This window comes from Pseudomonas sp. B28(2017) (assembly GCF_002113025.1).
Lineage (GTDB): Bacteria > Pseudomonadota > Gammaproteobacteria > Pseudomonadales > Pseudomonadaceae > Aquipseudomonas.
On the sequence record NZ_NEJH01000001.1, the window covers coordinates 732995 to 758064 of the forward strand.

General features: G+C 58.7%; 22 protein-coding genes. 5 read left to right on the forward strand and 17 right to left on the reverse strand.

The window, feature by feature from the left end; genetic code table 11:
• Positions 1–291 precede the first annotated feature (291 nt).
• Positions 292–1224 (reverse strand): LysR family transcriptional regulator, encoded by a 933-nt coding sequence (locus CAF65_RS03360; protein WP_085715013.1) that lies wholly within the window; start codon positions 1222–1224, stop codon positions 292–294.
• A 266-nt stretch (positions 1225–1490) separates the two neighbouring features.
• On the opposite strand from CAF65_RS03360, the gene CAF65_RS03365 reads away from it, so the two are divergent.
• Positions 1491–1931, forward strand: a complete 441-nt coding sequence (locus CAF65_RS03365; protein WP_085715014.1) for a DoxX family protein — start codon at positions 1491–1493, stop codon at positions 1929–1931.
• 75 nt (positions 1932–2006) lie between these two features.
• Here CAF65_RS03365 and CAF65_RS03370 read toward each other — a convergent pair whose 3' ends face one another.
• The gene (locus CAF65_RS03370; protein ID WP_085715015.1) at positions 2007–2918 is read right to left on the reverse strand and encodes a LysR family transcriptional regulator; all 912 of its coding nucleotides are present in this window, start codon (positions 2916–2918) and stop codon (positions 2007–2009) included.
• Positions 2919–3040: 122 nt separating this feature from the next.
• Between CAF65_RS03370 and CAF65_RS03375 the strand changes: the two genes are divergently transcribed.
• Positions 3041–3940 (forward strand): pirin family protein, encoded by a 900-nt coding sequence (locus CAF65_RS03375; RefSeq protein ID WP_085715016.1) that lies wholly within the window; start codon positions 3041–3043, stop codon positions 3938–3940.
• Positions 3941–4242: 302 nt separating this feature from the next.
• On the opposite strand, the gene CAF65_RS03385 is transcribed toward CAF65_RS03375, so the two are convergent.
• The gene (locus CAF65_RS03385; protein WP_085715237.1) at positions 4243–4473 is read right to left on the reverse strand and encodes a hypothetical protein; all 231 of its coding nucleotides are present in this window, start codon (positions 4471–4473) and stop codon (positions 4243–4245) included.
• A 175-nt stretch (positions 4474–4648) separates the two neighbouring features.
• On the opposite strand from CAF65_RS03385, the gene CAF65_RS03390 reads away from it, so the two are divergent.
• On the forward strand, positions 4649–6310 hold the full coding sequence (locus CAF65_RS03390; protein ID WP_085715018.1) for a SulP family inorganic anion transporter: 1662 nt from the start codon (positions 4649–4651) through the stop codon (positions 6308–6310).
• Between the two features lie 21 nt (positions 6311–6331).
• On the opposite strand, the gene CAF65_RS03395 is transcribed toward CAF65_RS03390, so the two are convergent.
• From CAF65_RS03395 to CAF65_RS03410, 4 genes are all read right to left on the reverse strand, one after another.
• Complete coding sequence (locus CAF65_RS03395; protein WP_085715019.1) at positions 6332–6520, reverse strand: ribbon-helix-helix protein, CopG family; 189 nt, start codon at positions 6518–6520, stop codon at positions 6332–6334.
• Positions 6521–6966: 446 nt separating this feature from the next.
• Positions 6967–7509 (reverse strand): histidine phosphatase family protein, encoded by a 543-nt coding sequence (locus CAF65_RS03400; protein WP_085715238.1) that lies wholly within the window; start codon positions 7507–7509, stop codon positions 6967–6969.
• A gap of 17 nt (positions 7510–7526) precedes the next feature.
• The gene (locus CAF65_RS03405) at positions 7527–8570 is read right to left on the reverse strand and encodes an SDR family oxidoreductase (protein ID WP_085715020.1); all 1044 of its coding nucleotides are present in this window, start codon (positions 8568–8570) and stop codon (positions 7527–7529) included.
• On the reverse strand, positions 8563–8994 hold the full coding sequence (locus CAF65_RS03410; protein ID WP_085715021.1) for an ester cyclase: 432 nt from the start codon (positions 8992–8994) through the stop codon (positions 8563–8565). The genes CAF65_RS03405 and CAF65_RS03410 overlap by 8 nt, the downstream gene beginning before the upstream one ends.
• Before the next feature lie 116 nt (positions 8995–9110).
• Here CAF65_RS03410 and CAF65_RS03415 point away from each other — a divergent pair, with 116 nt between their 5' ends.
• Positions 9111–10025: a LysR family transcriptional regulator gene (locus tag CAF65_RS03415; RefSeq protein ID WP_085715022.1), complete on the forward strand. Its 915-nt coding sequence runs from the start codon at positions 9111–9113 to the stop codon at positions 10023–10025.
• Between the two features lie 90 nt (positions 10026–10115).
• Here the strand turns inward: CAF65_RS03415 and CAF65_RS03420 are convergent, their stop codons facing one another.
• On the reverse strand, positions 10116–11504 hold the full coding sequence (locus tag CAF65_RS03420) for an amino acid permease (protein ID WP_085715023.1): 1389 nt from the start codon (positions 11502–11504) through the stop codon (positions 10116–10118).
• A 267-nt stretch (positions 11505–11771) separates the two neighbouring features.
• Between CAF65_RS03420 and CAF65_RS03425 the strand changes: the two genes are divergently transcribed.
• Positions 11772–12230: an Lrp/AsnC family transcriptional regulator gene (locus CAF65_RS03425; protein WP_085715024.1), complete on the forward strand. Its 459-nt coding sequence runs from the start codon at positions 11772–11774 to the stop codon at positions 12228–12230.
• A gap of 31 nt (positions 12231–12261) precedes the next feature.
• Here the strand turns inward: CAF65_RS03425 and CAF65_RS03430 are convergent, their stop codons facing one another.
• The 9 genes from CAF65_RS03430 to CAF65_RS03470 form a co-directional block, all read right to left on the reverse strand.
• Positions 12262–12558: a hypothetical protein gene (locus CAF65_RS03430; RefSeq protein ID WP_256578592.1), complete on the reverse strand. Its 297-nt coding sequence runs from the start codon at positions 12556–12558 to the stop codon at positions 12262–12264.
• Between the two features lie 85 nt (positions 12559–12643).
• Positions 12644–14071: a GGDEF domain-containing protein gene (locus tag CAF65_RS03435; RefSeq protein WP_085715025.1), complete on the reverse strand. Its 1428-nt coding sequence runs from the start codon at positions 14069–14071 to the stop codon at positions 12644–12646.
• A gap of 146 nt (positions 14072–14217) precedes the next feature.
• Positions 14218–15177 carry an alpha/beta fold hydrolase gene (locus CAF65_RS03440; RefSeq protein WP_085715026.1) on the reverse strand — a complete coding sequence of 320 codons (960 nt, stop codon included), beginning with the start codon at positions 15175–15177 and terminating at the stop codon, positions 14218–14220.
• Between the two features lie 16 nt (positions 15178–15193).
• Entirely contained in the window at positions 15194–16606 is a 1413-nt protein-coding gene (locus CAF65_RS03445) for an FAD/NAD(P)-binding protein (RefSeq protein ID WP_085715027.1), read from the reverse strand.
• A gap of 197 nt (positions 16607–16803) precedes the next feature.
• Positions 16804–20130: an Ig-like domain-containing protein gene (locus tag CAF65_RS03450; protein WP_256578593.1), complete on the reverse strand. Its 3327-nt coding sequence runs from the start codon at positions 20128–20130 to the stop codon at positions 16804–16806.
• 346 nt (positions 20131–20476) lie between these two features.
• Positions 20477–21370, reverse strand: a complete 894-nt coding sequence (locus CAF65_RS03455; protein ID WP_085715029.1) for a polysaccharide deacetylase family protein — start codon at positions 21368–21370, stop codon at positions 20477–20479.
• Positions 21370–22242 carry a GNAT family N-acetyltransferase gene (locus CAF65_RS03460; protein WP_085715030.1) on the reverse strand — a complete coding sequence of 291 codons (873 nt, stop codon included), beginning with the start codon at positions 22240–22242 and terminating at the stop codon, positions 21370–21372. The genes CAF65_RS03455 and CAF65_RS03460 overlap by 1 nt, the downstream gene beginning before the upstream one ends.
• Positions 22243–22487: 245 nt before the next feature.
• Positions 22488–23405 carry a bifunctional helix-turn-helix transcriptional regulator/GNAT family N-acetyltransferase gene (locus CAF65_RS03465; RefSeq protein ID WP_085715031.1) on the reverse strand — a complete coding sequence of 306 codons (918 nt, stop codon included), beginning with the start codon at positions 23403–23405 and terminating at the stop codon, positions 22488–22490.
• Positions 23406–23698: 293 nt separating this feature from the next.
• Positions 23699–25054, reverse strand: a complete 1356-nt coding sequence (locus CAF65_RS03470) for a dicarboxylate/amino acid:cation symporter (protein WP_085715032.1) — start codon at positions 25052–25054, stop codon at positions 23699–23701.
• Positions 25055–25070 lie beyond the last annotated feature (16 nt).

A 25070-nucleotide genomic window follows, 5' to 3' on the forward strand; every position in this document is an offset into this window, starting at 1 on the left:
GCTTGTGCCGCAAGAGCGCGTGTACTGCGTGGCAAAAAATGTCTTATGCACACGCAGATACTTGTACAGACAAGCATATGCAATCACCCGGCCAATTCTTCGATTGGGCGTTAGAGAAAACGCGTACAGCGCTCTGGGATAGGCCTGGCAGGCAGGTGGGTGCAGGAGAGAGGCAGCCTGCGAGGCTGTTACCTACGCAGGTTTTTACACCCGGCTGGGGTATGCGGTAACAAAGTGTGAGATCAGGGGCGCCGACTTTCCTGGCTCAATCCTTGATGCTCCGGCAGCAACTTAAACGGTCGGCAGCTTGATTGTCTCGTCCAGCACCGCGCCTTGTTGTACGAACCGGTCGATCAACCACCTTGCCGCCGGACCCGGAGGCAGATCCGTGCGGTAGATGACGTCGAAGGAATACTGTCCGCTGTTGTATTCCGGAATGTTCAACTGCACGAGCCGGCCGCTCTCCAGATCCTCCTGGACCATCGGCGCCGGCATGTTCCCCCAACCGATGCCTTCACGCAGCAGCATGTGCTTGGCGCCCAGGTCCGCCAGGCGCCAGGTGCGATTACTGAGCACGGCGAAATCCTTGTCCTTGGTCAGCTGCGAGCGATCGGACAGCACCAGTTGCGTGAACTCTCGCCCGGCGCCTGGAACATTCGAGTCGCTTGAAGCCAGCGGATGATTCGGGGCTGCCACCGGAATCAATTCGACGCTGCCAACGCCAATTCTTTCGATACCGTCGATACCTTCATTCATCGGACCACTGACGCCGATGATTGCGCCTCGGTTGATCACCAGTTCGGTGACGGCGCCGAGGGCTTCCATATGCAAGTGCAGGGCAACCGTAGGAAATTCCTCCCGAAAGGATTTCAGTGCGTCCACCACGCGCTCCGGGGGCAGCATCACATCGAGCACCACGTGAACTTCGGCTTCGAGCCCCTGAAGCAGCCCCCTCACTTTGGCGCGTAAACCATGAACGCCGTTGGCGATGGTCCTGGCTTCGGCCAGCACGGTGCGGCCGGCGTCGGTGAGCTGCGGTTTGCGTGTGGTCTGACGGTCGAACAGCGACACGCCGAGCTGCATTTCCAGGTTGGCGATCGAGTAACTGATGACCGAAGTGGCCCGATGCAGCTTTCTGGCAGCCGCTGCAAAACTGCCGACTTCAACAACGGTCAGGAACACCCGCAGTTGGTCGAGTGTTGGTGTTCCGGGATCAGAAATCATGCCTGTTTCCTCAAACGTAATGGTCAGTACCCGCAGACTCGGATGCGGCCAGGCGCTGACCGCGAATGTGTGCGTTCTGGCCTGTTGCACAGGTCCGTTCAGCGTTTTTCACGATTGAGTTCTCTTTCGATGATGTGAGTTGCTTGCCTATTTATTCGAACCTGATGATCTAAATTAGTCGGCTATTCAGATTAGATGTCAAGGCGCAAGATTTCTTCACAGCAGCGATTCATGGCGAGTCGCGCAAACTTTGAAGGAAATACCTCATGACAACTTCCGCAAACATCGCTCCTTCCACCAACACTGAACAGAACCGTTCCGACGTGACCCAGGCCTCGGCGTCGTTGATCGGCCGTGTACTGCTCAGCGCAATCTTCATTCTCTCCGGTTTTTCGAAACTGGCCGCTCCCGCGATGATGGTTGGCTACATCAGCTCGGTGGGGCTTCCGCTTCCGCAACTGGCGCTGGCGCTGGCGATCGTTGTTGAGGTCGGTGGCGGCCTGGCATTGATCGCCGGTTACCGCACCCGCACCGTTGCCGCTGTACTGGCCGTGTTCAGCGTGTTTACCGCACTGGCTTTCCATAACGCGCTGGGCGATCAGAACCAGTTCATCCACTTCTTCAAGAACATCGCGATGGCCGGTGGCCTGCTGCAAGTCGTGGCCTTCGGTGCCGGTCGCTTCAGCCTCGATGCTCGCCGTCGCTGATACCCCTGCGCTGCGAAGGCCGGCCCCTCGCAGCGCAATGTTTTCTTCCCTTTTTCTGTAGCACTGGATCTGGTGTTACTGGCACACCTGCGGTACATCTGCCGCATTCATTTTCCGAATCACCAAACCGATGAACGCCGACACAGCGGGCGGAAGCTGCCGGCGGCTCGGATACAGCACGTTCAGGCCGTAGCCGTTGGGCTGGTATTGAGGCAATACCGGGACCAGTACGCCGGCATCTACTTCAAGCTTGGCCATCATCGGCGGCAGCAGCGCGATGCCGAGGCCTGCCACGGCGGCCTTGCGCAGCGACTGAGCGGTATTGCCGCTGAAGCGCCCGGTCACTTGTATCTCTTCCTCACCCTTCGGACCGATCAAACGCCATGTAGCGTGGCCGCCGGGATGCGCGGAAATCACGCAGTCGTGGCTCGCCAGGTCCTGCAGCGTGCGGGGTGAGCCACGCGCCGCGAGGTAGTCGGGGCTGGCGACCATCCCGACGCTGCGCGGGTCAAGGATCTGACGACCGACATAGCCTGAATCGCGCAAGGGGCCGCCGCGAAAGGCAACATCGATCTGCTCGGCGATCAGGTCGGCCTTTGCATCGCTGAGCACGAAGTCGAGTCGCACGCGTGGATACGCGGTCAGAAACTCGCTCACCCACGCCATCTCGAAGAAGTCGAAAAAGTCGGCCGGAGCCGCCACGCGCACCCGGCCACTGGGCTCACTACTGCCCGTGATCAAATCCTGTCCCGCTTCAAGCAGGTCATCGACGGCACCCACGCAACGCTCATGAAAGCCCTGGCCTGCACTGGTGAGCGTGAGCTTGCGAGTCGAGCGTTGCAGCAGCCGAGTGCCGAGCCGCGTTTCAAGCTGCTGGATGCGCCGACTCACGGTATTGGGCGGCATGCCCAGCCGTCGCGCGGCTTCTGCAAAGCTGCCGCAGTGTACTACCTGCACAAACATGGCGATGTCATTGAGGTCGAGCATGGCGGGGCATTCCTGATGCTGGTGGACGAGTGCAGTCCAATTGTACCGCCTTATCAAGCAATCAAGCCTGGCCTATTGTCTGGAGCATCGGGCCGAAAGACCTTCAACTTCGAGTATTCACGATGCCTTTCACGCAACAACTTCAGATCGATACACAAGACACCGTTACCCGGCGGGCCATCCGCTACCGCACCACCGGCCATCGGCATGGCGCGATTGTGCGGTTGATGAGCCCTTCGGATCTTGGCCACCTGATCAAGCCTTTTGTGTTCCTTGACCTGTTTGAAGGCGAGAGCTCATTCATCAACGGCATGCCGCTGCATCCGCATTCGGGCATCGCTACGGTCACCGTCATTACCGAAGGCAATTTGCGTTTTGAGGATGCTGATTCGGGTACGGGGATGATTGACCATGGCGGTGTTGAATGGATGTGCGCGGGTGGCGGGGTCTGGCATGGCAAGGAAATGTCGGTCGGTACATCGAAGCGCATTCAAGGTTTTCAACTGTGGGTCGCACTACCGCCTGCGCTGGAAAACGCCAGTGTCGATAGCCAATACCTGGAGTCAGGCGCGATACCGCAAACGGGGCCGGCGCGTGTGATTCTGGGGACGTACCAGGGTGTGCAAAGCCCGGTCCGCGCTCCTGCTGGCATGAACTACCTGCTGGTCACGCTGCCTGCCGGAGAATCCTGGAGCTATGTTCCACCCGAGGGTCATGAGTCGTTGTGGTTGAGTGTCAGTCGCGGATCCCTCTGCGCACCGGAGGTGGTCATGGCGGGAGAAATGGTCGTCTTCGAACCTGGTAGCGGCAGCCTTACGCTCAAGGCCAAGCACAGCGATACGGTCTTCGTGATCGGCTCCGCCGAGCCTCATCCTTATGATCTCGCGCTGGGAAACTACTCGGTGCATACCAACCCGCAAGCCTTGCGTGCCGGGGAGGCGAAAATCGCCGAGATCGGTGCCCGGCTGCGTGAATACCTGAAAAAGCCAAACGGGTCAGCCAGCGTGCCTGTTTTCAAGTAACCCGAGAGTGCGGTCTGATTCGGCTGCAAAGGGGCGCAAACGACCCATTATAGATAGTCCGTCCCACCTTCACCGACACTATATTGCCTTCGCTGAACGCAAGCATGCATGTCCCTAGCAGATATTTTATCGCTTGCGGAGGTTCACGTGACAGCGTCCTTGAGTCAGCACTTCACAGTCTATGTCGGCATCGATTGGGCAGATACCAAGCAGGATATTTACCTACAGGCTGGGGATGACAATCATCGCCAGTTCGACTGTATCCCCCATCAGGTTGATTGCATTGACGAGTGGGCAAAGGGTTAAAAATGGATTTCAGCGGTCTTGAGTCCCAAGTCTCGAAGTTCGGCGATCAAGTCATCCAGATGTCCGAAAGACTCGACCTCCTCGTTGTCATCAACCAAGAAATAACTTCTCCCGGCGTCCTTCTTGAAGAACACAATCCACTCCTTGGGGTTGGTCGGGTTTGCGATCAGATGGGTGTCAAAGGTCACGCCTTCGGCATGCTTGCTTTTCACAGCTGTACGATTCATGTCAGTCACCACGCTAAGCGCGCTCTCAAATTTCTCTATTTGCAGTGCATTCCCGTCCAGCTCCATCTGAGCTTTCACTATAAGCATATTCAGCCGCACGAAGCAGTGGATCAAGGGCAGTTGTATTATCACTGCATGATAATATTATGCACATGCAGCCATTGAGGAGCTAGTCATGATTGCGATAGCTGAGGCATGGAAGGCGGGGTTGTTGAGGCGAGGACACTGGCTTCGCAATTTGGTGTCTGGCGTGATCGTAGGGGTCGTGGCGCTCCCCCTGGCAATGGCGTTTGCCATTGCGTCTGGCGTCAAGCCTGAGCAAGGCATCTACACCGCGATTATCGGTGGCCTGCTGGTTTCGTTCTTTGGGGGAAGCCGCTTGCAGATTGCCGGGCCGACAGGTGCGTTCATCGTGATTCTGGCGGGAGTCACGGCCAAGCATGGCGTTGACGGCCTGCAAATCGCCACGATGATGGCGGGAGCCATGTTGTTATTGCTGGGGATGGCACGGCTCGGTGCAATCATCAAGTTTATCCCCGACCCGGTGATTGTCGGATTCACCGCGGGCATCGGCGTGATCATCTGGGTCGGACAGTGGAAAGACTTTTTCGGTCTACCGAATATCAGTGGTGAGCACTTCCATGAAAAGCTCTGGCATTTGCTACAGGCACTCCCGGATCTTCATATGGCCACCACCCTGTTGGCTGCACTCAGTCTTTTCCTGGTAATCACCGCGTCCAAAGTTCCCGGTCTCAAACGGGTGCCTGGCCCGCTAGTCGCAATGGCGGTCGCTACAGCGATACAGACAACCTTTCATTTCGAGGGGGTAGCCACGATTGGCAGCGCATTTGGTGGCATACCTCAAGGTCTTCCAGCGTTTAGCCTGCCTGAAATCACGCTGTCCCGCGTCATCGATTTGATTGCTCCGGCTTTCACTATCGCGATGCTTGGAGCAATCGAATCGCTGCTGTCCGCAATGGTGGCCGATGGCATGGCGGGCACTAAGCATGATTCCAATCAGGAACTGATCGGTCAGGGGGTGGCTAACCTGGTCACGCCATTGTTTGGCGGCTTCGCAGCCACAGGAGCCATTGCCCGCACTGCAACCAATATCCGTAACGGCGGCACGAGCCCGCTGGCCGGCATTACGCACGCGGTCACCTTGGTGCTTATTATTCTGTTCCTGGCACCTCTAGCCTCAAACATCCCACTGTGCGCCCTGGCCGCCATTCTTTTCGTGGTCGCGTACAACATGAGCGAGTTGAAACACTTCAAGCGCATGGTCCAGCGAGCCCCACGCGCAGACGTATCCATCCTGCTCATCACCTTCAGCCTCACAGTGTTCAGCGACTTGGTGATCGCCGTGAATATTGGCGTCATTCTCGCGATGCTGCACTTCATGCGCCGCATGGCCTCATCTGTGGAGGTGCAGCAGATAGTCGAGCACGAACTTGAAGAAGAACTGAGGGTCAACGGGCATGCTCGCCTGCCGCCAGGGACACTGATTTATACGATTGAAGGGCCATTGTTCTTTGGCGCGGCTGAGACCTTCGAGCGTGTGTTAGCACAGACCCATACTGACCCACGCCTGCTGATTATCCGTCTGAAGCGCGTACCGTTCATGGATATCACGGGCTTGCAAGTGCTGGAGGAGGTTATTCAGCAGCTGCACAAGCGGAATATCGTGGTGAAACTCTGCGAAGCGAACACAAAGGTGCTCGGCAAACTGGATAGGGTGGGGATTCTGCAAGAAATCGGCCCGGAGCATTACCACGCCGATTTCAACATCGCCCTGGCCAACGCGGTCAGTCACCTGGAGGGGACGTCGACTCTCTAGAGGCTAACTGTCCGTGTTGGATTATGACTTGGTGTTGGTGGCAAGCTTACTCTTGGTCGAATAGCTGGCCCCGTGAGTGTCCAGGTAGTCGCGAATCAGTTGACGGACCACCTGTGAAGGCGTCAGGTCTTGAGCAGCACAGAGTTCCTCGAAAGCTTTTTTCTTGATGGGGTCAATGAGCACAGTGAGGCGCGCAGTCTTGCTTTCCATAGGGGTATTCAATCGCTTAAGTCGCAGGATGTTAATCAAATTGTAATTGCCTTGTTCTGTGCTGTCACTGTACAGGCGGCTTGCTGCTCGGTAGCTCGACTTTACTCCCAAGTAAAGATTTGGTTCTCACGGTGGATGATGAACCGGATCTGCTTCGACTCGGCATGGATCCCCATCCGCGAGGAAGGGAACAGATTCATTCCAAGCTGACCGCCTGCCTGCAACGGGTCGACTGTGATCAGTCACGAGCGACCGGAAATGGCTTTGGATTCAACCGGTCAATGCAACAGATTGGCTAAATCGTTCAGCGGGCGTTTCGTAGTTTAGTGTTTTCCGAGGACGGCTGTTCAGCTGCCTTGTCACTTCATTGAGTGTGGCTTGCCATTGCAACCCTACCGATTTCGGTCTGGTCAGTTTTATCGCTACAAAGCAGAAGCTCTCACCTCTTAAATATCGCTATTTTGATACACCGTCGCACTCCAATATTGGCTGCCGTTACGTTTTTGGCGAGTCCATCCATCTGCCTCCAGTTGTCTGGCGATCATTCGATTCATAATGCCATGACCGAGCAGCAGAACCGGTCCTTCGTCGGCAAGGGACTGAAGTCGTTGAGCTGCCGTGCTGGCGCGCATCTTCGTAGTGCCGACGGATTCGACTCGGCGTGAGTAACCGCACAACCATAGGATTCGTAGGATAAATGCCCAGGTAAACGGCGATAGCCGTGGCTGTTTCCAGTGACCATAAGGCAGTGGCGCTTCACGGAAAAGCGCGTCGACGAGGGTGGACTTCAGGCCAAGAGCCTGGACGGAAGTCAGCGCACGAGGCGCGTTACTCGAGACAATCACCGTGGCGGTTGCGGCGAGCTGCAGGCTGGCATCCGGGACGGGTTGAGTGGTAATTTCGGACCGGTCGTACTGTTCGATCCAGTTTTTCATATCGAGCGCTGACATTTTGTCGGTTGCGACCAGCTTTGGCTGGCCGTGACGCATCAGGATTATTTTTCTGCTCACTGTCTGTTCACGTCCTTGTCCTGGTGTGTTTCAAACCAACCGTGATCACGGTACCACGCTACGGTGTCGGTGATTGTTTGCTCCAGCGCCCGGAAACTCAGGTCGAGCTCTCGTTCACTCTTGCCGTGGTTGAAACGGGTGCGGTCCTTTTCTCGTACCAACAGGCGCAACGTGGCCATGCTCAGCAGAATGGGCTTGCCGGTAATACGCGCATAGATCTCCTGCACAGCCGCCAAGGTGTACAGAAAGGGCAGCGGCAGTTGTCGAACGGGTGTCTTGACGCCTGCGATACGCCCAAGAACGGGCACCAGCTCACGCATTGTCATATGCCGGCCCGCCGCGAGATAGCGCTCGCCTCGCCGTCCGTGTCTGGCGGCGGCAATCTGCGCCAATGCCACATCGCGGGCATCGACAACGGAGAAGCTACCGGGGATCAGTCCGGGCAATTTGCCGCGTACGACATCGTTGACCAACTGTCCCGAGGAGGTCGGGCCAATGTCGGCAGGACCCCACATCCAGCCAGGCAGGACCATGCAGGCATGCATCTCGGGATGGACTTCCAGGAACGACAGGACGACACGGTCGGCGAGGATCTTGCTGCGGTAGTAGTCATCCGCGTCGGCGTCGACCCGCAGGCAGGTTTCATCGATTGACGTGCCGGGAGCGCCGTCGAGCACGGCAATGGAAGACGTATGGATGAACCGTCGTATGCCAGCGCGGTAGGCCTGGCCAAGCAGGCTCCGGGTACCGGACACATTAATCTTTTCGAGCTCCTCCCAGTGACTGCCGCCCTTGTAGTTGTCGCGAAAGAACGCGGCGGTGTGGAACACCGTATCGCAGCCTTGCAGCGACGCTGCGAACGCGTCGACATCGACCATGTCACCCACCACCAGTTCCACACCCGGCAAATGCTTGAACTGTTGTTCACCTTTGGCTCTTGAACGAACCAGGGCTTTGACCGCGTGGCCACGAGCGACCAGTTCACGCACCAGGTTGTTGCCCAACAAGCCGGTCGCGCCAGTGACGAATGTGTTATGCATGTGTCACCCCCTGACTCTGATCGGCCAACGGCATCAATACTGCACTGTCGAAGAAGGCCTCTTCACGTATGGCCAAGCCGTCTCTGAAGGTGAAGTGTGCGGCGTAGTACACGGTAATGTGGCGTCCATGGGGTGGAATCACCCGGTCCGACAGCACTAATGGTGCAGCGAAAGTGCCGGTCAGGAAGGCGGTCAGTGCCAAACGATCGTGAGTGACGATAAATGGGCTCATGATCACCTTGGCATCGGGGAACGCTTCGAGTATTGCGAGCTCTCGTCTGCGCATGGCCTCGCGACCGGTTTGTATCCCCATGCCATCGAAGTAGATGAAGTCTTCGGAAACCAGCGCAAGCATCGCCTCCAGGTCTCGGCGATTAAAGGCGCTGGCGGCGCGTGCCGCATAGTCGTTGGGGCCAGTAGTCATGCAGTCCATTCCATTCTTTTCGAGGGGGTGTAGATATACCGTTGACGCCTCTGCCGAAAAACAGCGACTGCTGCATAATGGATTTGCAAATTTGCGGATCAGGGAAGATATGAAGCATGGCTTTGCAAGCAAACTGGGACGATCTTCGTCTGCTGTTGGCAGTCTCGCGACGTGGCAGCTTTCTTCAGGCCGGCCAATTGCTGGGGGTCGCGGCGTCTACTGTGGCGCGACGGCTGACCCAACTTGAAGGCGCACTTGGCGAGCCACTCGTCGAGCGGGGAGTTGAAGGATGCAGGTTGACCCCGCGAGGCCAATCCCTTGTGGACGTTGCCCTGGCTGCAGAAGCGGGCTTGAGGCGTCAAACCGTTACGGGTATGTCCGAGCCACACACAGAGTTATCTGGCAATGTGGTGGTCAGTGCAGGAGAGGGGTTCTCGTCTTGCGTGCTGGAGGCCGCGAGTCGCTTCACCACCCTGCATCCGCGATGCTCGGTGGAGTTGCTGATAACAGCCGACTTTCACAAGATCGTCCGCGGCGTCGCAGACATTGCTGTACGCACGACTCATCTGGGCGAACCGTCGCTGATTTATCGCTCCATAGGCAGGCTCGCTTACGGTGTCTTCGCCGATGCAGGCTATCTGAAGCGGTTTCCAGGGCTGACTCCGGCCACAGCGGTCAATATAGGCTTGCTGCCTCCGCTGGACATGTTGCCGCAAATGCGTGTGGCAAAGGCCGCGGGTCTGGACCGTACGCAGATCAGCGTGAGTTCGTTCGCGGTTCAGCTCGAATCGGTGAGGCGAGGTATGGGCGTGGCGGTGCTGCCCCGTATTCTGGCGAAGGATCTGATCGGGCTGTTCCCGGATCTGCAGCTTCCAGATATGGAGGTCTATCTGGTGACCCGGCCGCAGGCATTGAAACAGGCTCACATCAAATGTTTTTTTGTCATCCTGGAGCAGGTAATGCTTGAAGCCCTTGCCATGGAAAGTGTCGAAGGGGGCCTCCTGGAGGGACGCTCCGAAATGAGCGCATGAGGCCGCTTGCTGCCTGTTGGGAGGGGCAGCAAACGGCTGTGGATTCAACCGGTCGGTTGACGCTCCAAAGAGACCTGACGAAATGCCGGATTAATGCAACAACGAGCGGCGCCTCGCATAGGCGAAGTAGATCACCAGGCCAATTGCCAACCACGCCCCGAATACTAGCCAGGTCGTCTGCTTGAGGAAGGTCATCAAGGTTACGCAGAACGCGATGGCGAGTAAGGGAACAATGGGCACGCCCGGGCATCTGAATGCGCGAGGGAGATCAGGTCGGGTCTTGCGCAATACGATCACTGCCACCGAGATCAGACTGAATGCAGCCAACGTACCGATGTTGATCAGCTCGGCGAGGACGTTCAGCGGAATCAGTGCCGAGATCAGCCCGAAGACTATTCCGACCATCCAGGTGGCGAAAAACGGGGTGCCGAATCGTGGATGAATCCTGGAAAGGCGCTGGGGAAGCAGCCCGTCGCGCGACATCGCGTAGATGATCCGGGTTTGACCGTAAGCCATCACCAGAATGACGGTCGTCATGCCAATGATTGCGCCTAAATCAACGAACCCGGCAACCCAGCTTTCACCGGCATGTTGCAACGCCAATGAGACCGGATGATCAACGCCAAGGAATTGGGCATAGGGCACGATGCCGGTCATGACCATTGAAACGGCAACGTACAACACCGCACAAACGGCCAGGGAACCGATAATGCCGATGGGGAGGTCACGCGCCGGTTTTTTCACTTCTTCGGCGGCAGAGGAAACCGCATCGAAACCAATAAAAGCAAAAAAAACCAGGGCCGAAGCACTCAAAATGCCTTGGCCACCGAAGGGCGCGAAAGGTTGCCAGTTAGCCGGCTGAACATGTCGCGCACCAACGGCGATGAAGAGCAGCACCACGGCGATCTTGATGATCACCATCACGTTGTTTACGCGCGCGGACTCCTTGATGCCCATGGAAAGCATCCAGGTAATCGCCAGCATAATCACCAGCGCGGGCAGGTTGAACCAGGTTTCCACACCGGGCAAAGAGCCTGGAGCCGCCGTAAGCACAACCGGAAGATTCAGCCCGAATCCGCTCAGCAGGGACTGGAAGTAACCCGACCACCCAACAGACACAGCCGAACTGGCCAGTCCGTATTCGAGCATCAGATCCCAGCCGATCATCCAGGCCACCAACTCTCCCAGCGTCGCGTAGCTGTAGGTGTAAATCGAGCCTGCTACCGGTACGGATGAGGCGAACTCGGCATAACAGAGCGCTGCAAATGCACAGGCCAACGCCGCTAACAGGAATGAAACCATGAGGGCCGGTCCCGCAGTCAATGCGCCGGTTCCGGTCAATACAAAGATGCCCGTCCCCACGATTGCACCGATACCAATCAGGACCAGGTCCATCGGCCCCAGCACTTTTTTCAACCCGGAAGGAGCTCGGGCAGCAGTAATCATTGCGTCCAGGTCTTTTGTTCTGAAAATGCTCAATATTGCCTCCGTTGTTACTTGTTCTTATTGTCAGAGCCAGTGGCTTGGGTGTCGGAAATGACAAGAAATTGTATTTCAGCGCCTCGAAAATTAGCTTTCGAAACGGATCTGTATTCAATTATTTTCAGACGTTAATTATCCAAAATGTGTTTGTTATGTAATTTTCTTTCTAATATTCGTCGTTTCTGGAAATGGAAGCTTGATCAAGGACCTGCGGGATGGGGCCAACCGCCCTACCGCGTACTCATTGTCAAAGGGAGAGAACACATGATGGAAATGGATAAGGTTGATCGTTCAATTCTGGAAATTCTGCAAACGAATGGTCGCCTGACGAACGCCGAGATCGCCGCTCGTGTCTGCCTGTCAGCGCCAGCCTGCTGGAAGCGCCTGAAGCGCCTGGAAGAGGAGGTGATTATCGGGTATCACGCGCATTTGAACCCAAAGACCATGGGGCTGGGACTTTTTGCTTTCATCAGCGTCACTCTCGATAGTCACTCCGAGGACGCCATGGAGCATTTCGAAGCGGGCGTTCTGGCGCTGCCCAACATTATTGCCTGTCACAAAGTGTCGGGGAAATACGACTACCTCTTGCAGGTAGTCGTCAAAGACATGGAAGCATTCCATGAACTCGCCATGCATCGCATACGTACACTCGGCAGTATCAAGGAAATGTATACCGGGTTTTCGGTCAAGGAGATCAAGCACTGCAATACCTTGCCACTGTAAGTGCCGGGACTTGCCCCTTGTTCAGGACGAGTCAAGCACTACAGAAAAGCGCCGGCAGAGATCCTGAGCGGGACTTGACGAGATGGTCAGCCTGACCGAGCAGGCCTGCAAGTTTACGCTTGCCGGCGGCCTTGAGAAGGCATTGGCGAAAATCCACAACGGTATTATCGATGTAGGGCTCGTCGCGCCAGCAGACACCGATGCAACCTTCTGCGTCCATTTCAAAGTTCAGTGCCTTGACCAGACCGCGATGGGTGAAATGCCCGGCGACCTGGCCAGAGGCGATTGAAAGCATATCGCTGGTTTGTAGCAGCCACAGATTGGCCATCAGCGATGACGACTCGACCGGGCTGGGCAACGGCTCAGTAGATCGCACAGTCGGTTGAAGCCAGGCAGCGACTTCGCGACGATGGTCAGGGCAGGGGCTGGAGACTGGTCTTGAAGGTAGTGACCACTCGGTTACGGCCTTCGTGTTTAGCGTGATACAGGCGTTGATCGGCTGTACGCAGAATTGCCTCGATGGTGTCGCCGTCGCGACCGGATTGCGATACGCCGATGCTCACCGTGACCACGGTTGAGCGCTGCAGGCCATGAAAAGAACTATTTGCGACGGTGCTTCGCAGACGCTCGGCGATTTCGTGCGCGCCTTCAAGTGATGTCTGAGGCAGCAGTATCATGAATTCTTCCCCGCCCACTCGGGCTACGCCGTCATACGGGCGGATCGAATCGAGGCATTTCTCCACGAAACTCTTCAGGATGTCATCGCCAACCTGGTGTCCGAAGCGATCGTTGATGGACTTGAAATTATCCAGATCGAGTGCCAGCACGGAGAACGGCGCACCGCCGCGTTTGGTCCGGCCAATTTCGACTTCGACCCGCTCCATGAACCGACGACGATTATCAGCGCCTGTCAGTGGATCGGTCGCCGCAAGGTGCCCGAGTTCCTGATTGGTGCGCTGGAGTTCCTGCAGGGCGCTCTCGGCATACGCCATCGCTTCGGCAAGACGCACCATCAATTCCTCTTGGCTGTAAATCTTCGAAAACGACCGCGTGGTGAGGAACGCTTGCACCACCCCATAGCTCAACATGAAGAATCCACCGGCGAAGATCGCATGAGCGAGCCACCACATATGGTTCCACGGACGTGCAAGGATGAAGGCAAGAGATGACAGCGCGAACGCGGTGACCGAGATGATGAAAATGATCATCAGCGGCGAACGGATACGGCGCAGCAGGAGTATGGCCACGGTCATTGCGGAAAGAACGAGGGCACCACCCTCCATGGAGAGGCGCACCGCGAGATTGCCGGCGATCGGCAAGTTCGCGACGTATGCCACTGCCAGGTCAACCAGCAGGAACAGTCCAATCCAGGTCAACCACGGGCGGGCTTTCATTCGTTGGTCAGCGGCATGAGGTTGGCGGTGGTACGACAGCATTCCGACTAACAGCAGAATCGACATGACCAGTCGAGAGGCTGGTCCATAAAGCAGGAAGAGCCAGATATTGTGGTGCGCTTGCCCGGTGAACGCACCATGCAACGCGTAGATCAGTACAAAACCGAGAAAACCAAGTGTCATCCATCGCAGCAGCGGATCTCCGGATGACTGATAGCAGCGCCACGTTACGTAAGTGACAAACGAGCCCGCCAAGGTGGCTGTGATGATTGCAATGACATGGAACAGGTGATTTTCGAATACAAGCGTGGGGTCCTGGAAAAAGTACAAGTAGCCAATCAGATAGGCCGGAACAAACGCAAATCCTGCGAGCAGCAAGTAGGCGTAAACCTTGACCATGAGGCGAACGGCTACAGGTGACTCATCGGTGGCGAAGAGATTGCTCATGGTTCCCTCCAGTGTTAAATCCGTATGGCCCACACCGGTCCGGTGTTGAAGCCGCCTGCATGCCAACGGTCCCTCGTATCACTACGCAAACATGGGATGGAGCGATCTGCGGCATTTCAATTATGGATAAGAATTCAACCTGCGGATCAGAGTTTTTTCAGGAAACCCAGTAGCAGCTCATTGACCACTGTCGCGCGCTCTTGCTGTATCCAATGCCCGGCCCCTTCGAGGATATGACACCCGCGCAGTTCCGGTAGTGTCTGCGCGAAGGCTTCGATCTGCCGCGGGGAGCTCGGAAACTTCAGCACGCCGTCGCGGCTCCCGGCAATGAACATCGACGGCTGCCGGATAATGCAACCGCGCCAGGGTGCCAGCAGTGCCCATGAGCGCGTCATGCTGCGGTACCAGTTCAAGCCGCCGCGAAATCCGCTGCGGGTGAATTCGCGGGTGTAGCAGGCAATATCCTCCAGGCTTAGCCAGGCGGGCAGGGTTTCGGGCTCGATCATCGCCCCCAGGAAGCCCTGGCCCGGCTGCAGTCGGCCGAACACCGGCCAATCGGGCCCGTCACCCGAGCCACTGAAGTAGATGCGCCGGATCGTCGACTCGACGTCCCTTTCCAATTCGGCCTCGGCCACACCTGGCGTCTGGAAATACTGGATGTAGAAGTCGCTGATACCCCGCGAGGCAAGCGTGCTGAGGAGCTCCACGCGTGACGGTGGCGAGAAGGGAACGCTCATGCCGACCACGGCGCGGAACAGATCGGGTCGCATCATCGCTGCACTCCAGGCCACCTGCGCGCCCCAGTCATGGCCGACGATCACGGCTTGCTGTTCGCCGAGTGCGTTGACCAACTCGACCATGTCGCCTACCAGGTGCAGCGTGGTGTAGGCGTCGGGTTCGGCCGGCGCATCCGTGCCGCCATAGCCGCGCATGTCGGGCGCTACCGCTCTATAGCCGGCGGCCGCCAGCGCAGCAAGCTGGTTGCGCCACGAGTACCACAGCTCCGGAAACCCGTGGCATAACAAGACCAGCGGGCCGCAACCTTGCGTGGCGATCTGCATGCGGATGCCATTGATGTCGAGCAGTTCAAGGTGTGGCTCGTTCATGTGCGCTTCCTGCGATTCAAGCGATGGCCCCCAGCAACCGTGGCAAACTCGCCAGAGCCTGCTGCCTGCTGACAGAGAGCCGATGCAACTGTGCCAGTTTCTCGGTATCGGTTTCCTGCAAGCCCCTGACCACCGCCGTCATGAAGTACAAGCGCGACTGCCTGATCCAGCGGGTCAGGCCGTCATGCTCTCCCCAGCGTAGCTGGTTACCCAGGTAGACCGCCCAGATTCTGATCCAGTCCGTGGGGACGTGGGGCGGGGGGACCATCATGCACAGCGAGTTCATTTGCGCTTGATCGTCCAGGTGGCTTTCCACATAGGCGATCAAGGCCGCGCTGAACACGGGCTGGCAGCTGCTGACCATCAACAGGTTGATCTTGCCGCCGTCGAACACCTTCATTTCAGGGAGTGACGGGATGGCGCTGGCGCTGCAATCAATGTGCAGGGCACTCGTGCTCGTGGCGATGTTGCCCTGTTCGAGCACGATGCGCGTTGGCTCGATCACTTGCACTCTCCCCAGACGCACAACGTTGTCGATGCGTCGAAGCTCGCGTATTTCCGCTTGAGTGACGGTGGCGCAGCGGTAAGCAGTGGGTTCGACGGACGTATCCAGGCGCAAGAGCTGGCCCGCCGCCTCAAGCCTGGAGAACAGGTCCGGGATCGAGTCTGCGGCAGCGATAGCCTCGAACTGTGCCGTGAGACCACCGATTGTTCGTTCGAAGTTGTCGAGGCCGGGTTGCATGTTGGCCCGGTCGATCAGCCACGGATCGTTGGGCATGATCCAGCAGATTTTTTCGGGCGCAACACCGTGTTGCAGCAACCACAGGCAAGCGTCGATCCCGGTCTTGCCCGATCCCACCACCACGTAGCTGGACCAGGGGTGCCGGATTTTCGGCAAGTCGTTCAGCGGCACGCATTGCACGCCGGGTTCCACCCTGTACCTGGGAGGGTGGGTCGAGGGAACGGCGGTCTGGGCATGGGTGGCGTCTACCACCTTTTTGTACACCCGGACCTGTTGGTTTACGCCGCTGACCAGCGAGGCAATACGATGGCCGTCAATGCCCTCGCCGGTGTAGTTGCACATGGGGAAGTAATGGACTCGACCTGACGGCAGAAACCGTTGATTCATCACCTGGTCGAAGTAGCTCACCACCTCGGCGCCGGAGGCCAGCTCATACAAGCCCTCGTTCAGTGCCGTCGTGTCTTTCGTTCCGCTGCCCAGTTCGCGTGAGTTGACGCCATAGCAGGTCGAAGGCTGGTGCAACCGTACGAACGGGTAGGCGTCATTCCAGTGCCCGCCAGGTCGTTCGTGTCGGTCCACCATCACGATGCGTGCATTCGTTTCCTCGAGTAGCGTATCGACGAAGGCCATGGCTGTCGCGCCAGCACCGATGATCAGGTAGTCGGTTTCGATCGGATTTGCGTCCATATGGTTGCACCTTCCTGAAGGTTGCCGCCCCTCAACCTCAGTAGATTAGCCAGCGATGCCGCGCACAATAGAACGAATGCGCCTCACTCACATAACCAATGGCGTTAATGGCTGCGGCCTGAATGTCCTTGCTCAGGCCGGCATGCGCGAAGAAACATCCAGCCACCCGGCCTGGGGTTCGGTTAACCAGTTGTCACTCAACGCGCCGCTATCGGCACCGTCACGGTTTTGCCGAAGGCCGACTTGACGGTCGCCGTCGCGCCAGGCGACGGGCCACTGCCGACGGTGGTCACCGCTATATTCCAGCGCGCGCCTGTCGCTGTAGGCGTCAGGGTGGCGGTACCAAGGTTCACCGTACCGGTTGTGGTCGTGGCAGTCGCCGTGATGGTATTGCCCGTGCCACGCGAGGTGGTGCCCGACAGGACCCAGTAGTAGCGGCTGTTGCTGCGGGCGGTGACGGTAGCGCTAGTGACGATCAGATTCTCGACGACCGCTGCCGAGACCGCCACGGACACCGTCGCCGGTGCCGACTCCGCACCCTTGGTGTCGGCGGCCTTATAGGTAAAGGTCGCGGTGAACGGTGCGGGGACCGTGGCCGGTGGTGTGTAGGTCACGCGCAGGCCATCGGTGCTGACCGTGCCCTTGCCGGAGTCCGGTTGCTCCAGGCCCACCACTTTAAGGGGCACGTTGCCGTCAGGGTCGGTGTCGTTGGCCAGGACGTTGATGGTCAGCGGTTGGCCGTTGTTGCTGATGGCGCTGTCAGGGTTGGCGATCGGATTTTTGTTATCGCCGTCGTTATTGTTCCGGGTATCGCCAGTGCGGAAGGTCGGCAGCGCGGCGGAGTTGACGTAGGTGACGCCGTCCCAGCCGGGCAGGGGCGTTGGCATCAACTGGAACTGGCCTGGATGCTCGACATCCCAGCGCAGCAGCATGGACGTGTCCTCGTGCTGGGTGTTGTGGCAGTGCTCCATGTAGGTCCCGGCGAATTCACGGAAGCGGATGGCGATGTCCACGTCCACTGAACTGTCGATGCCTTCGCCGATGAGATAGACGTCCTTGCGCGCCCATTTTTCCCATTCCGGCGGCGCCTTACCGTCACGGTTGAGGACGATGCCTTCCTCGAAATGCACGTGCACCGGGTGGCTCCAGCCGTTGCCGCCGTTCCTGATTTTCCACACCTCCAGGGTGCCGTCGCCGGAGAACCCGGCATCGGTCGGGCCGTTGGCCAGTTGTGGAGCGGCACTGATGATTCGAGGGTCCATGGGGAAGCCGAATTGACCACCGTCGGTCTTGATCGTCCAGGGTTGTTCGTCGGTGCCGTCGGAGCGGCCGAAGATGAACTCGCGATGGCGTGCCACCTTGAGCTTGGCCTGCATCGCTGGATCGTCGCGGTTGATCGTCAGCGGGATCATGACCTTGCCGACCGGTTTGCCCGGTTTGGCGGGTTCGTAGTCGGCGGGGTTCATGCTCACGTCCTGGCCGGCATAAGGCTGGACCACCAGCTGCAGGAACTTGCCCACCACCGGGTCGCCGTTGTCCCATTCCAGCCCTTTGCTGCCCTGCTTGAGCACCGCCTTGTACTTCCCGGACAGGACGTCGGCCAGGCTCAGCGGTACAGGCTCCGGACCCTTGCCGTTCTGGTGCTCCATCAGGTTGACGAAGTACAGCTTGTCGCCGGTCCTGATTCCGTTTTTCGCGAAGTTGACGATGATGTCGAACCGCTCGGCAATGCCCTGGGTGGGCAGGATGGCATTGTGGTCCTGGACATCGCCGTCGCCGTCCAGGTCCATGCTGCCGTCGAACGGCACGGCGTGTTCCATGAGGTTGCCGTCGTTGGCAATCATGTGAAACGGCACGCGGGTATAAGACACGCCGGAACCTGCCGGGCCGGGGAATTCGCCACCGCTGCCGGCGATTTCGCGCACCAGCGCGATCCTGAAGAAGCGCGACACCGAGCCGTTGAGAATGCGGAAGCGATAGCTGCGCGCGCGCACATTCAGGCGCGGCTGGTACTGCCAGTTGACCAGGATCTGATCGCCGAGGAAGCCGTCGGTGTTGAACGGGTTGAACCACAGCTGGCCATTGGCGTCCCAGGCTTTGTCGGCCACCAGCAGGTTCACATCGTAGTCACGGTTGCCCCAGGGCAGGGCCGATCCGCTGGGCAGGCGCAGGTTGACGCCGTCTTCGAAGGCTTCGTTACCGCGATCCAGGGCGCTGTAGTAGTTCATCATCGTCGCGTTGCCCTTGTAGACGTTCTGCGCGGTGAAATCGAGCATGTGGTCATGGAACCAGTGGGTGCTCATGGTTTCGCGCCAGTCGCCACGAATCTTGATGCTGCCGTTGTTGCACGTCTTCAGGCCCGGCGTGGCATCGTTGACAAACAGGGTTTCGCCCGGGGCGCAGGGGAACGCCGCACGCGGATCCTGAGCGCTGGTGTTGATGGTGTCGTAACCGGCCAACTGGATCGGCCAGCGATAGTCGTAGTACTGCCCCGGAAAGAAAAATGCATTGGCATAGCCGTCGCTTTCAGCCGGGGAGTGGCCGTTGTGTTCGTGGGTGCTGAGGGTGTGCAGGCCAAAGCCCATGTTGGCCGACGGATCGATCGGCAGGGCGTTGTAGTGACGCATCAGCACCGGTTGGCCGTAACGCACCATCAACAGTTTTGGCGGAAAGGTGCCATCGAAGGTCCAGAGCGCCTTGTGATTCTGGATCGGCATGCTGGGGTGAAAGCGGGTGTCGATGCCTTTGGTGGTGCCCGCTATGACCGGGGCGTCCGAGGTCTGGTTGTAGAGCCCACCAGGCCCGAACTCACCGACGGCGTAGTTGTGCAACTGTCGGCGGTCGCGCATGCCGCCGTTGAGCTTGGCGCCCGCTTGCGCGGTCTTGAAGGCAACCTGCGGGTAGAACTCGTTCCAGCGCTGGTGCGACCAGCCGTTTCCTGGCGGACGACCTTCGGCCGGCGAGCCGACCGGATGGCGGTTGAGGAAGGCTTCGATCTGCGCTTTCCACGGGTTGCGGTCCAGCACGTTGGAATACTGCGACGGAAACGGGTACAGCCCTGGCTGGCGCATGAAGGCTTCCAGCGCCGCGGCCGAAGGACCGCTGCGGGCGATGTTGTTCGGATCCTGCGTGGGCGCCGGGCCGACGATCGGAGGCGGGAAGGTCAGGGGCGGTGCCGGCAGTGTCGGGTCGAGTTTTTCCGTGCCGAATTCTTCGAACAGCAGCAGTTGCTGGGTGTACGGCTGGGCCCCGAACAATGGGCTGGGCTTGCCATTGGTGGGGATTTTGAAGGATGTCTGCAGGGCTGGCGGCAGCACGTTGTCGGCCGTTGGTGTGGTGCGCGTGCCAAAAGCGCCATTGGGCAGGGCGAGGGAGCCCTGGTTGGCGGGTGGCATGGTCCGTATGGCATCCAGCGCGGCCTTGGGGTCGGGCGGCGAGTTGGTAAACGCCGAGGGGTCGGTCGGCGGTGGCTGGCTGACATCATCCAGCGGTGCGGCGTCTGCCGTGGCCAGAGACAGGAGCATCGCGCAAGGCAGGCTCGATTTGCGCAGCCGGTTGAAAGAATCGCATGGTGGTATCGCGCTTTTCATTTTTCACCCCTCCCTTGATGCTTCGCCGTCTCCATGTCCGGGACGACAGCTGTTGCAGGCATAAGGGGCGGGGTGCAACTAATGAGCCATCATCCGCGCGAAGAAAAAACTCAAATAAATTAACAAGTTGTTCTGAGCGTTACAGACGGGAGAAGCGGGGCGGGGGAATAGTCCTCAAATCAGGTGGTAAACATCCGGTTGGGTGGGGGAAGTACCCCATTCGTGGGGAAAGTGGCGGCGCTGTTTCAGCGACCGCTTTTGGTGGATTTGCATGTAGCACTCACGCGGGGAATCGGGCTATCCAGTGCCTGGCAATTTCTTCGCGCCGGCAGATCCACACCGCGTCGTGGCCTTGCACGTAATCGAGAAAGCGCGCCAGCGCCATCGCGCGACCAGGATGGCCACTGATCCGCCCATGCAGGCCGACGCTCATCATCTTCGGGTGTTGCGCGCCCTCCTGCCACAGCAGGTCGAAAGCATCCTTGAGCAGCCGGAAGAAGTCTTCACCGCAGGCGAAACCGTTCGGCAGCAGATAGCGGGCGTCGTTGTTGACCAATGTGTAAGGGATCGCCAGGTGGGCGGGCGTGCCTGGGAGCCAATAGGGCAGGTCATCGTTGTAGGCGTCCGAGCTATAGAGAAAACCTCCTTCCTCGCGCAACAGGCGACGGGTGTTCTGGCTGACCCTTCCCGTGTACCAACCTACGGGGCGTTTACCGCAGATCTGCTCGATCACGTCGAGGGTGAGGCGGATATGGCGCCGCTCCTGGTCTTCAGGCATGTCGCGATAGTCCAGCCAACGGTAGCCATGCCCGGCAATTTCATGCCCGGCAGCGCAGAGCGCATGGCCAATCGCCGGGGTGAGTTCCAGTGCCCGGCCGACGGCGAAGGCGGTCAGCGACAGGCCTCGGGCGCTGAACAGCTCCAGAATGCGCCACACACCTGCGCGCGATCCGTATTCGTACATGCCCTCGACGCTCAAGTCCGGTTCCCCCACACGCGGCGGGCGGCCCGGTAGCTCGTGAAGCCAGGCCTCCGACTGTGCATCGCCATTGAGGATGCATGACTCCGCGCCCTCTTCGATGTTGAGTACGAACTGGACCGCGACGCGCGCCTCACCGGGCCATTGCGGGTGGGGTGGGCGGCCGCCATAACCGATGAGGTCGCGAGCGGACATCAGCCCAGCTCGAAGGTCGTGACGCCGAACACACGTTCGTGCGCGATCGCCGGAGGAGGGCCGAGGTACATGCGTGCGCAGCCGAAAACCTCGGTCATGCCCTGTTGGTGCACGAGCGCCATCGCGGCGGGGTTATTCTCCGGGGCATCGAGAAACAGTGGGCCACCCTCCGCAAATTCCGCCAGGCGCGCGTAGAGGGCATTGGCTGCCAGGACGTCATCGGCGAACAAGGGGCCGATCTTGCAGCCTTCCCGGCAGCGCCTTACGACGCCATAGCCGCTTAGCCTGCCCTCGCGCCGGCAACCCAGGGCGAGGGCATTGGCTTGGGCTATCCACCCCCTCAGGAAGGTTGCGCGCGCGGCGGGGAAACAGGTGCGGTCGTAATCGACAACCTGATCGAACGGGAAGGTGGCCAACGGGACGATGTCCTGGTCGCCTGCCTGCGAGGTCGTCGGGCGTTCGGTGATCTCGGCACGAAAACGCATGTTGCGATGGGAGAAGACGAAACCACCCTTGGCGTAGTAGTCCTGCATCGCGAAGACGCCGTCCATGCCGATGCTCGCGCCTGGGCGCAGGCGGGCGAGGAGTCGCTCGCGGCGTGCGTGCCAGAGGGTATTGCCCAGACCTTGACCGCGATATTCAGGCCGGACGATGAAAAAACCCATGAAACCGAATTCGCCATTGTAGGAGGTGATGGCGCCGCCGCCGATCAACTCGCCGCCCCGGGAGGCCGCGATGAAGGCAGCAGGGTCCGTAGCCCAGAACAGCTCGGCATCGTGAAAGCCGGGATTCCAACCCTCACGGGCAGCCCAATCGACGAGCTCGTCCAGCTCGGGACGGGTCATGTTGCGTATGACCAGCTGATCCGACACCGCGAAGTTCTCCTCAGTCGCTAATCGAGCGTGTGGTCCATCCCCACTCCGGACCCTTTCGGTATAGCTTCAACCCGGGTATTGATCCAGGCCGTCACTTCACCTGCAGAACATGTTCGTCGCCATTGAACTGTCCTGAGAGTGAGGCCCGGCCCCTCCTGCAGGGCCGCGGCCAGATGTTAATACCGCTCCCGACCCACGGCGGACGATGGGCAACCCCAACACGTTCACTGCCATCAACGCCACTACAAGTCCCGAGCCCAAGTCTGGCTGACGAGGTCTTTTCCGAAGCTGTGTACCTGTTCCTCTTCGACCAATTGAAAACCTGCTTTCTGGTATAGCTTTCGGGCATCAGAAAGTACGCTGGTCGTCCAGAGGATCATGCTTTTGTAGCCCGCGTGCCGCGCAAACCGGAGACTCTCTTCCAGCAAACGATTGCCGATTCCCATGCCCCTGGCACTCGCATCCACATACAGCATCCGCAGCTTGGCGGTGGTCTCGTCATGTCTGACGACAAAGACCGAACCGATGACCGTGCCATCTTTTTCCGCGATCCAGCAACGCTCGCAGGACTGATCGAACTCACGAAGGTATTTGGCGACGATTTCCGCCACCAGCGCTTCGAACTCCGTATTCCAACCGTATTCGCGGGCATAAAGTTGAGCTTGCTGCTGAACGACGATGCCCATGTCGCCCGCTCGTGGATCGCGCAGGAGGTAGGAGGGCTCCCTGTCGCCCAATAGCGTCCATATCCGTCTCATGGCCTGGATCAATTGCTCTTGCTGTGGATCAGGCAAGCCTTGCAGCATCACCACGACTTCCTCGCGAGCGGCTTGCTCCAGCGAGGCCAGCACGGTACGACCTGGATCGGTGAGCTGGATTTCAGAAGCTCGGGCATCGATTGCTGAGCGAGTCCTGGTGATCAATCCTTTTTTTTCGAATCCACCGATGACGCGGCTGAGGTAACCAGCGTCCAGGCCGAGCATTTGGCAGAGGTCTGAACCCTTCAGGCCAGCACTGGCGCCCAATTCATAAAGGATGCGCGCCTCGGTCAAGGAAAACTCGGCTTGAAGCAGGTGCTCTTGCAGTGCGCCGATCTGCCGGGTGTAGAAACGGTTGAAGCGGCGCACGGTGTCAGCGCGCTCCATGATGGTTGCGGTCATGGAAATCCCCTGATAGTTGCTTTTAGCAATTATATTGTTGCCATAGGCAATTATGTCAATCCTGCGACGGTCAGTTGCAACGGCCGCTTCTGGTTAAGACGTATCTGGTCTGACCGTCTGTTTTGGCCCATTGCTGCCCCTCCCGACAGGAAGCAGTCAGCCAGAAACAGGCATTCGGTAGCGTCCAGGAAATCAGGGGCAATTCATTTGGTATTGCCGGGGAGTTCTTGTAACAGCGGCGATGGTGATCCTGTCCATGCCAGGAAAACATCGCTGCATCCAGCGCCACTTGCTTACGCTCGAGAGGCCTTCTCAAGGCTGGGCAGCAAAGGACTGCCTGTCACTGAAGAAGGTGTATGGACAGTCTCGACCTGTACAACTTCAGGCTTCTGTTCTTCTACCTCGCCATTGAGCGCCTTGTGCATCTTGATCGTGTCCAGCGCCCCGACCCATTTGGCGATCGCCATGGTGCCGACACCGTTGCCAATGGTATTGGTGATTGCACGCGCCTCCGACATGAAGCGGTCGACACCCAGCAGCAAGACCATGCCCGCCACCGGAATGGTGCCGAGGGATGACAGCGTGGCCGCCAGAATGATGAAGCCGGAACCGGTGACACCCGCCGAGCCCTTGGAGGTGAACATCAGCACCGCCAGCACGATCAATTGATCGGTCAGGGTCAGCGGCGTGTTGGTCGCCTGGGCAATGAAAATCGCGGCGATGGTGTAGTAGATCGCCTGCCCGTCCGGGTTGAAGGTCAAACCGGAGGGAATGATCATCCCCGCAACGGGTTTGGACACGCCTGCCTTTTCCATCTTGGAAATCATCTGCGGCAGCACCGATTCCGAGGAGCTGGTGCCCAGCACGGTGAACAGTTCTTCCTTGATGAACTTGAGGAACTTCCACAGGCTGAAACCGCTGTAGCGGCAGATCGGCCCGAGCACGAAGATCATGAATACGGCGCAGGTCAGGTACACACAAGCCATCAGCTTGCCAAGCGAGAACAGCGAGCCAAAACCGTATTTGCCGATGGTGAATGCGATGGCGCCAAATGCGCCGATCGGGGCCAGGCGCATGACCATGTTGACGATGCGGAACATGCCCTGCATCAGGCTGTCCAGGGTGTCGACAAATGCTTTGCCGCGCGGACCGACGTGGGCCAGGGCGATGCCCAGCAGAATGGAGAACAACAGGATTTGCAGGACATTGCCCTTGGCGAAGGCATCGACAATGGTATCGGGAATGATGTTCATGACGAAGTCCATGAACGAGGCATGTTTCACTGCGGAGGTGTAAGTGGCCAGGCTGGAGGTATCGAGGGTGGCGACATCAATGTTCATGCCCGCGCCGGGTTTGAACACATCGACCACCACCAGCCCGACCACCAGTGCCAGCGTTGACACCACTTCGAAATACAGCAAGGCGCGAAAGCCGACCCGGCCCAGTTCCTTCATGTTTTCCATGCGGGCGATCCCTGTGACTACGGTCAGGAAGATCACCGGTGCGAGGAGCATTTTGATCAGTTTGATGAAGGCGTCGCCCAAGGGTTTGAGCGCAGCTCCGGTTTCAGGAACGAACACTCCGACAATGGCGCCGAGGATGACCGCTATGAGCACTTGTACGTAGAGTTTGCCTAATATTCTTTTCATGACAGGGCCCTGATTT

Coding starts and splice junctions, on each gene's coding strand:
- CAF65_RS03360 (WP_085715013.1), bottom strand. CDS start 1,224: ATGATTTCTGATCCCGGAACACCAACACTCGACCAACTGCGGGTGTTC.
- CAF65_RS03365 (WP_085715014.1), top strand. CDS start 1,491: ATGACAACTTCCGCAAACATCGCTCCTTCCACCAACACTGAACAGAAC.
- CAF65_RS03370 (WP_085715015.1), bottom strand. CDS start 2,918: ATGCTCGACCTCAATGACATCGCCATGTTTGTGCAGGTAGTACACTGC.
- CAF65_RS03375 (WP_085715016.1), top strand. CDS start 3,041: ATGCCTTTCACGCAACAACTTCAGATCGATACACAAGACACCGTTACC.
- CAF65_RS03385 (WP_085715237.1), bottom strand. CDS start 4,473: ATGAATCGTACAGCTGTGAAAAGCAAGCATGCCGAAGGCGTGACCTTT.
- CAF65_RS03390 (WP_085715018.1), top strand. CDS start 4,649: ATGATTGCGATAGCTGAGGCATGGAAGGCGGGGTTGTTGAGGCGAGGA.
- CAF65_RS03395 (WP_085715019.1), bottom strand. CDS start 6,520: ATGGAAAGCAAGACTGCGCGCCTCACTGTGCTCATTGACCCCATCAAG.
- CAF65_RS03400 (WP_085715238.1), bottom strand. CDS start 7,509: ATGCGTCACGGCCAGCCAAAGCTGGTCGCAACCGACAAAATGTCAGCG.
- CAF65_RS03405 (WP_085715020.1), bottom strand. CDS start 8,570: ATGCATAACACATTCGTCACTGGCGCGACCGGCTTGTTGGGCAACAAC.
- CAF65_RS03410 (WP_085715021.1), bottom strand. CDS start 8,994: ATGACTACTGGCCCCAACGACTATGCGGCACGCGCCGCCAGCGCCTTT.
- CAF65_RS03415 (WP_085715022.1), top strand. CDS start 9,111: ATGGCTTTGCAAGCAAACTGGGACGATCTTCGTCTGCTGTTGGCAGTC.
- CAF65_RS03425 (WP_085715024.1), top strand. CDS start 11,772: ATGATGGAAATGGATAAGGTTGATCGTTCAATTCTGGAAATTCTGCAA.
- CAF65_RS03430 (WP_256578592.1), bottom strand. CDS start 12,558: ATGGCCAATCTGTGGCTGCTACAAACCAGCGATATGCTTTCAATCGCC.
- CAF65_RS03435 (WP_085715025.1), bottom strand. CDS start 14,071: ATGAGCAATCTCTTCGCCACCGATGAGTCACCTGTAGCCGTTCGCCTC.
- CAF65_RS03440 (WP_085715026.1), bottom strand. CDS start 15,177: ATGAACGAGCCACACCTTGAACTGCTCGACATCAATGGCATCCGCATG.
- CAF65_RS03445 (WP_085715027.1), bottom strand. CDS start 16,606: ATGGACGCAAATCCGATCGAAACCGACTACCTGATCATCGGTGCTGGC.
- CAF65_RS03450 (WP_256578593.1), bottom strand. CDS start 20,130: ATGCTCCTGTCTCTGGCCACGGCAGACGCCGCACCGCTGGATGATGTC.
- CAF65_RS03455 (WP_085715029.1), bottom strand. CDS start 21,370: ATGTCCGCTCGCGACCTCATCGGTTATGGCGGCCGCCCACCCCACCCG.
- CAF65_RS03465 (WP_085715031.1), bottom strand. CDS start 23,405: ATGACCGCAACCATCATGGAGCGCGCTGACACCGTGCGCCGCTTCAAC.
- CAF65_RS03470 (WP_085715032.1), bottom strand. CDS start 25,054: ATGAAAAGAATATTAGGCAAACTCTACGTACAAGTGCTCATAGCGGTC.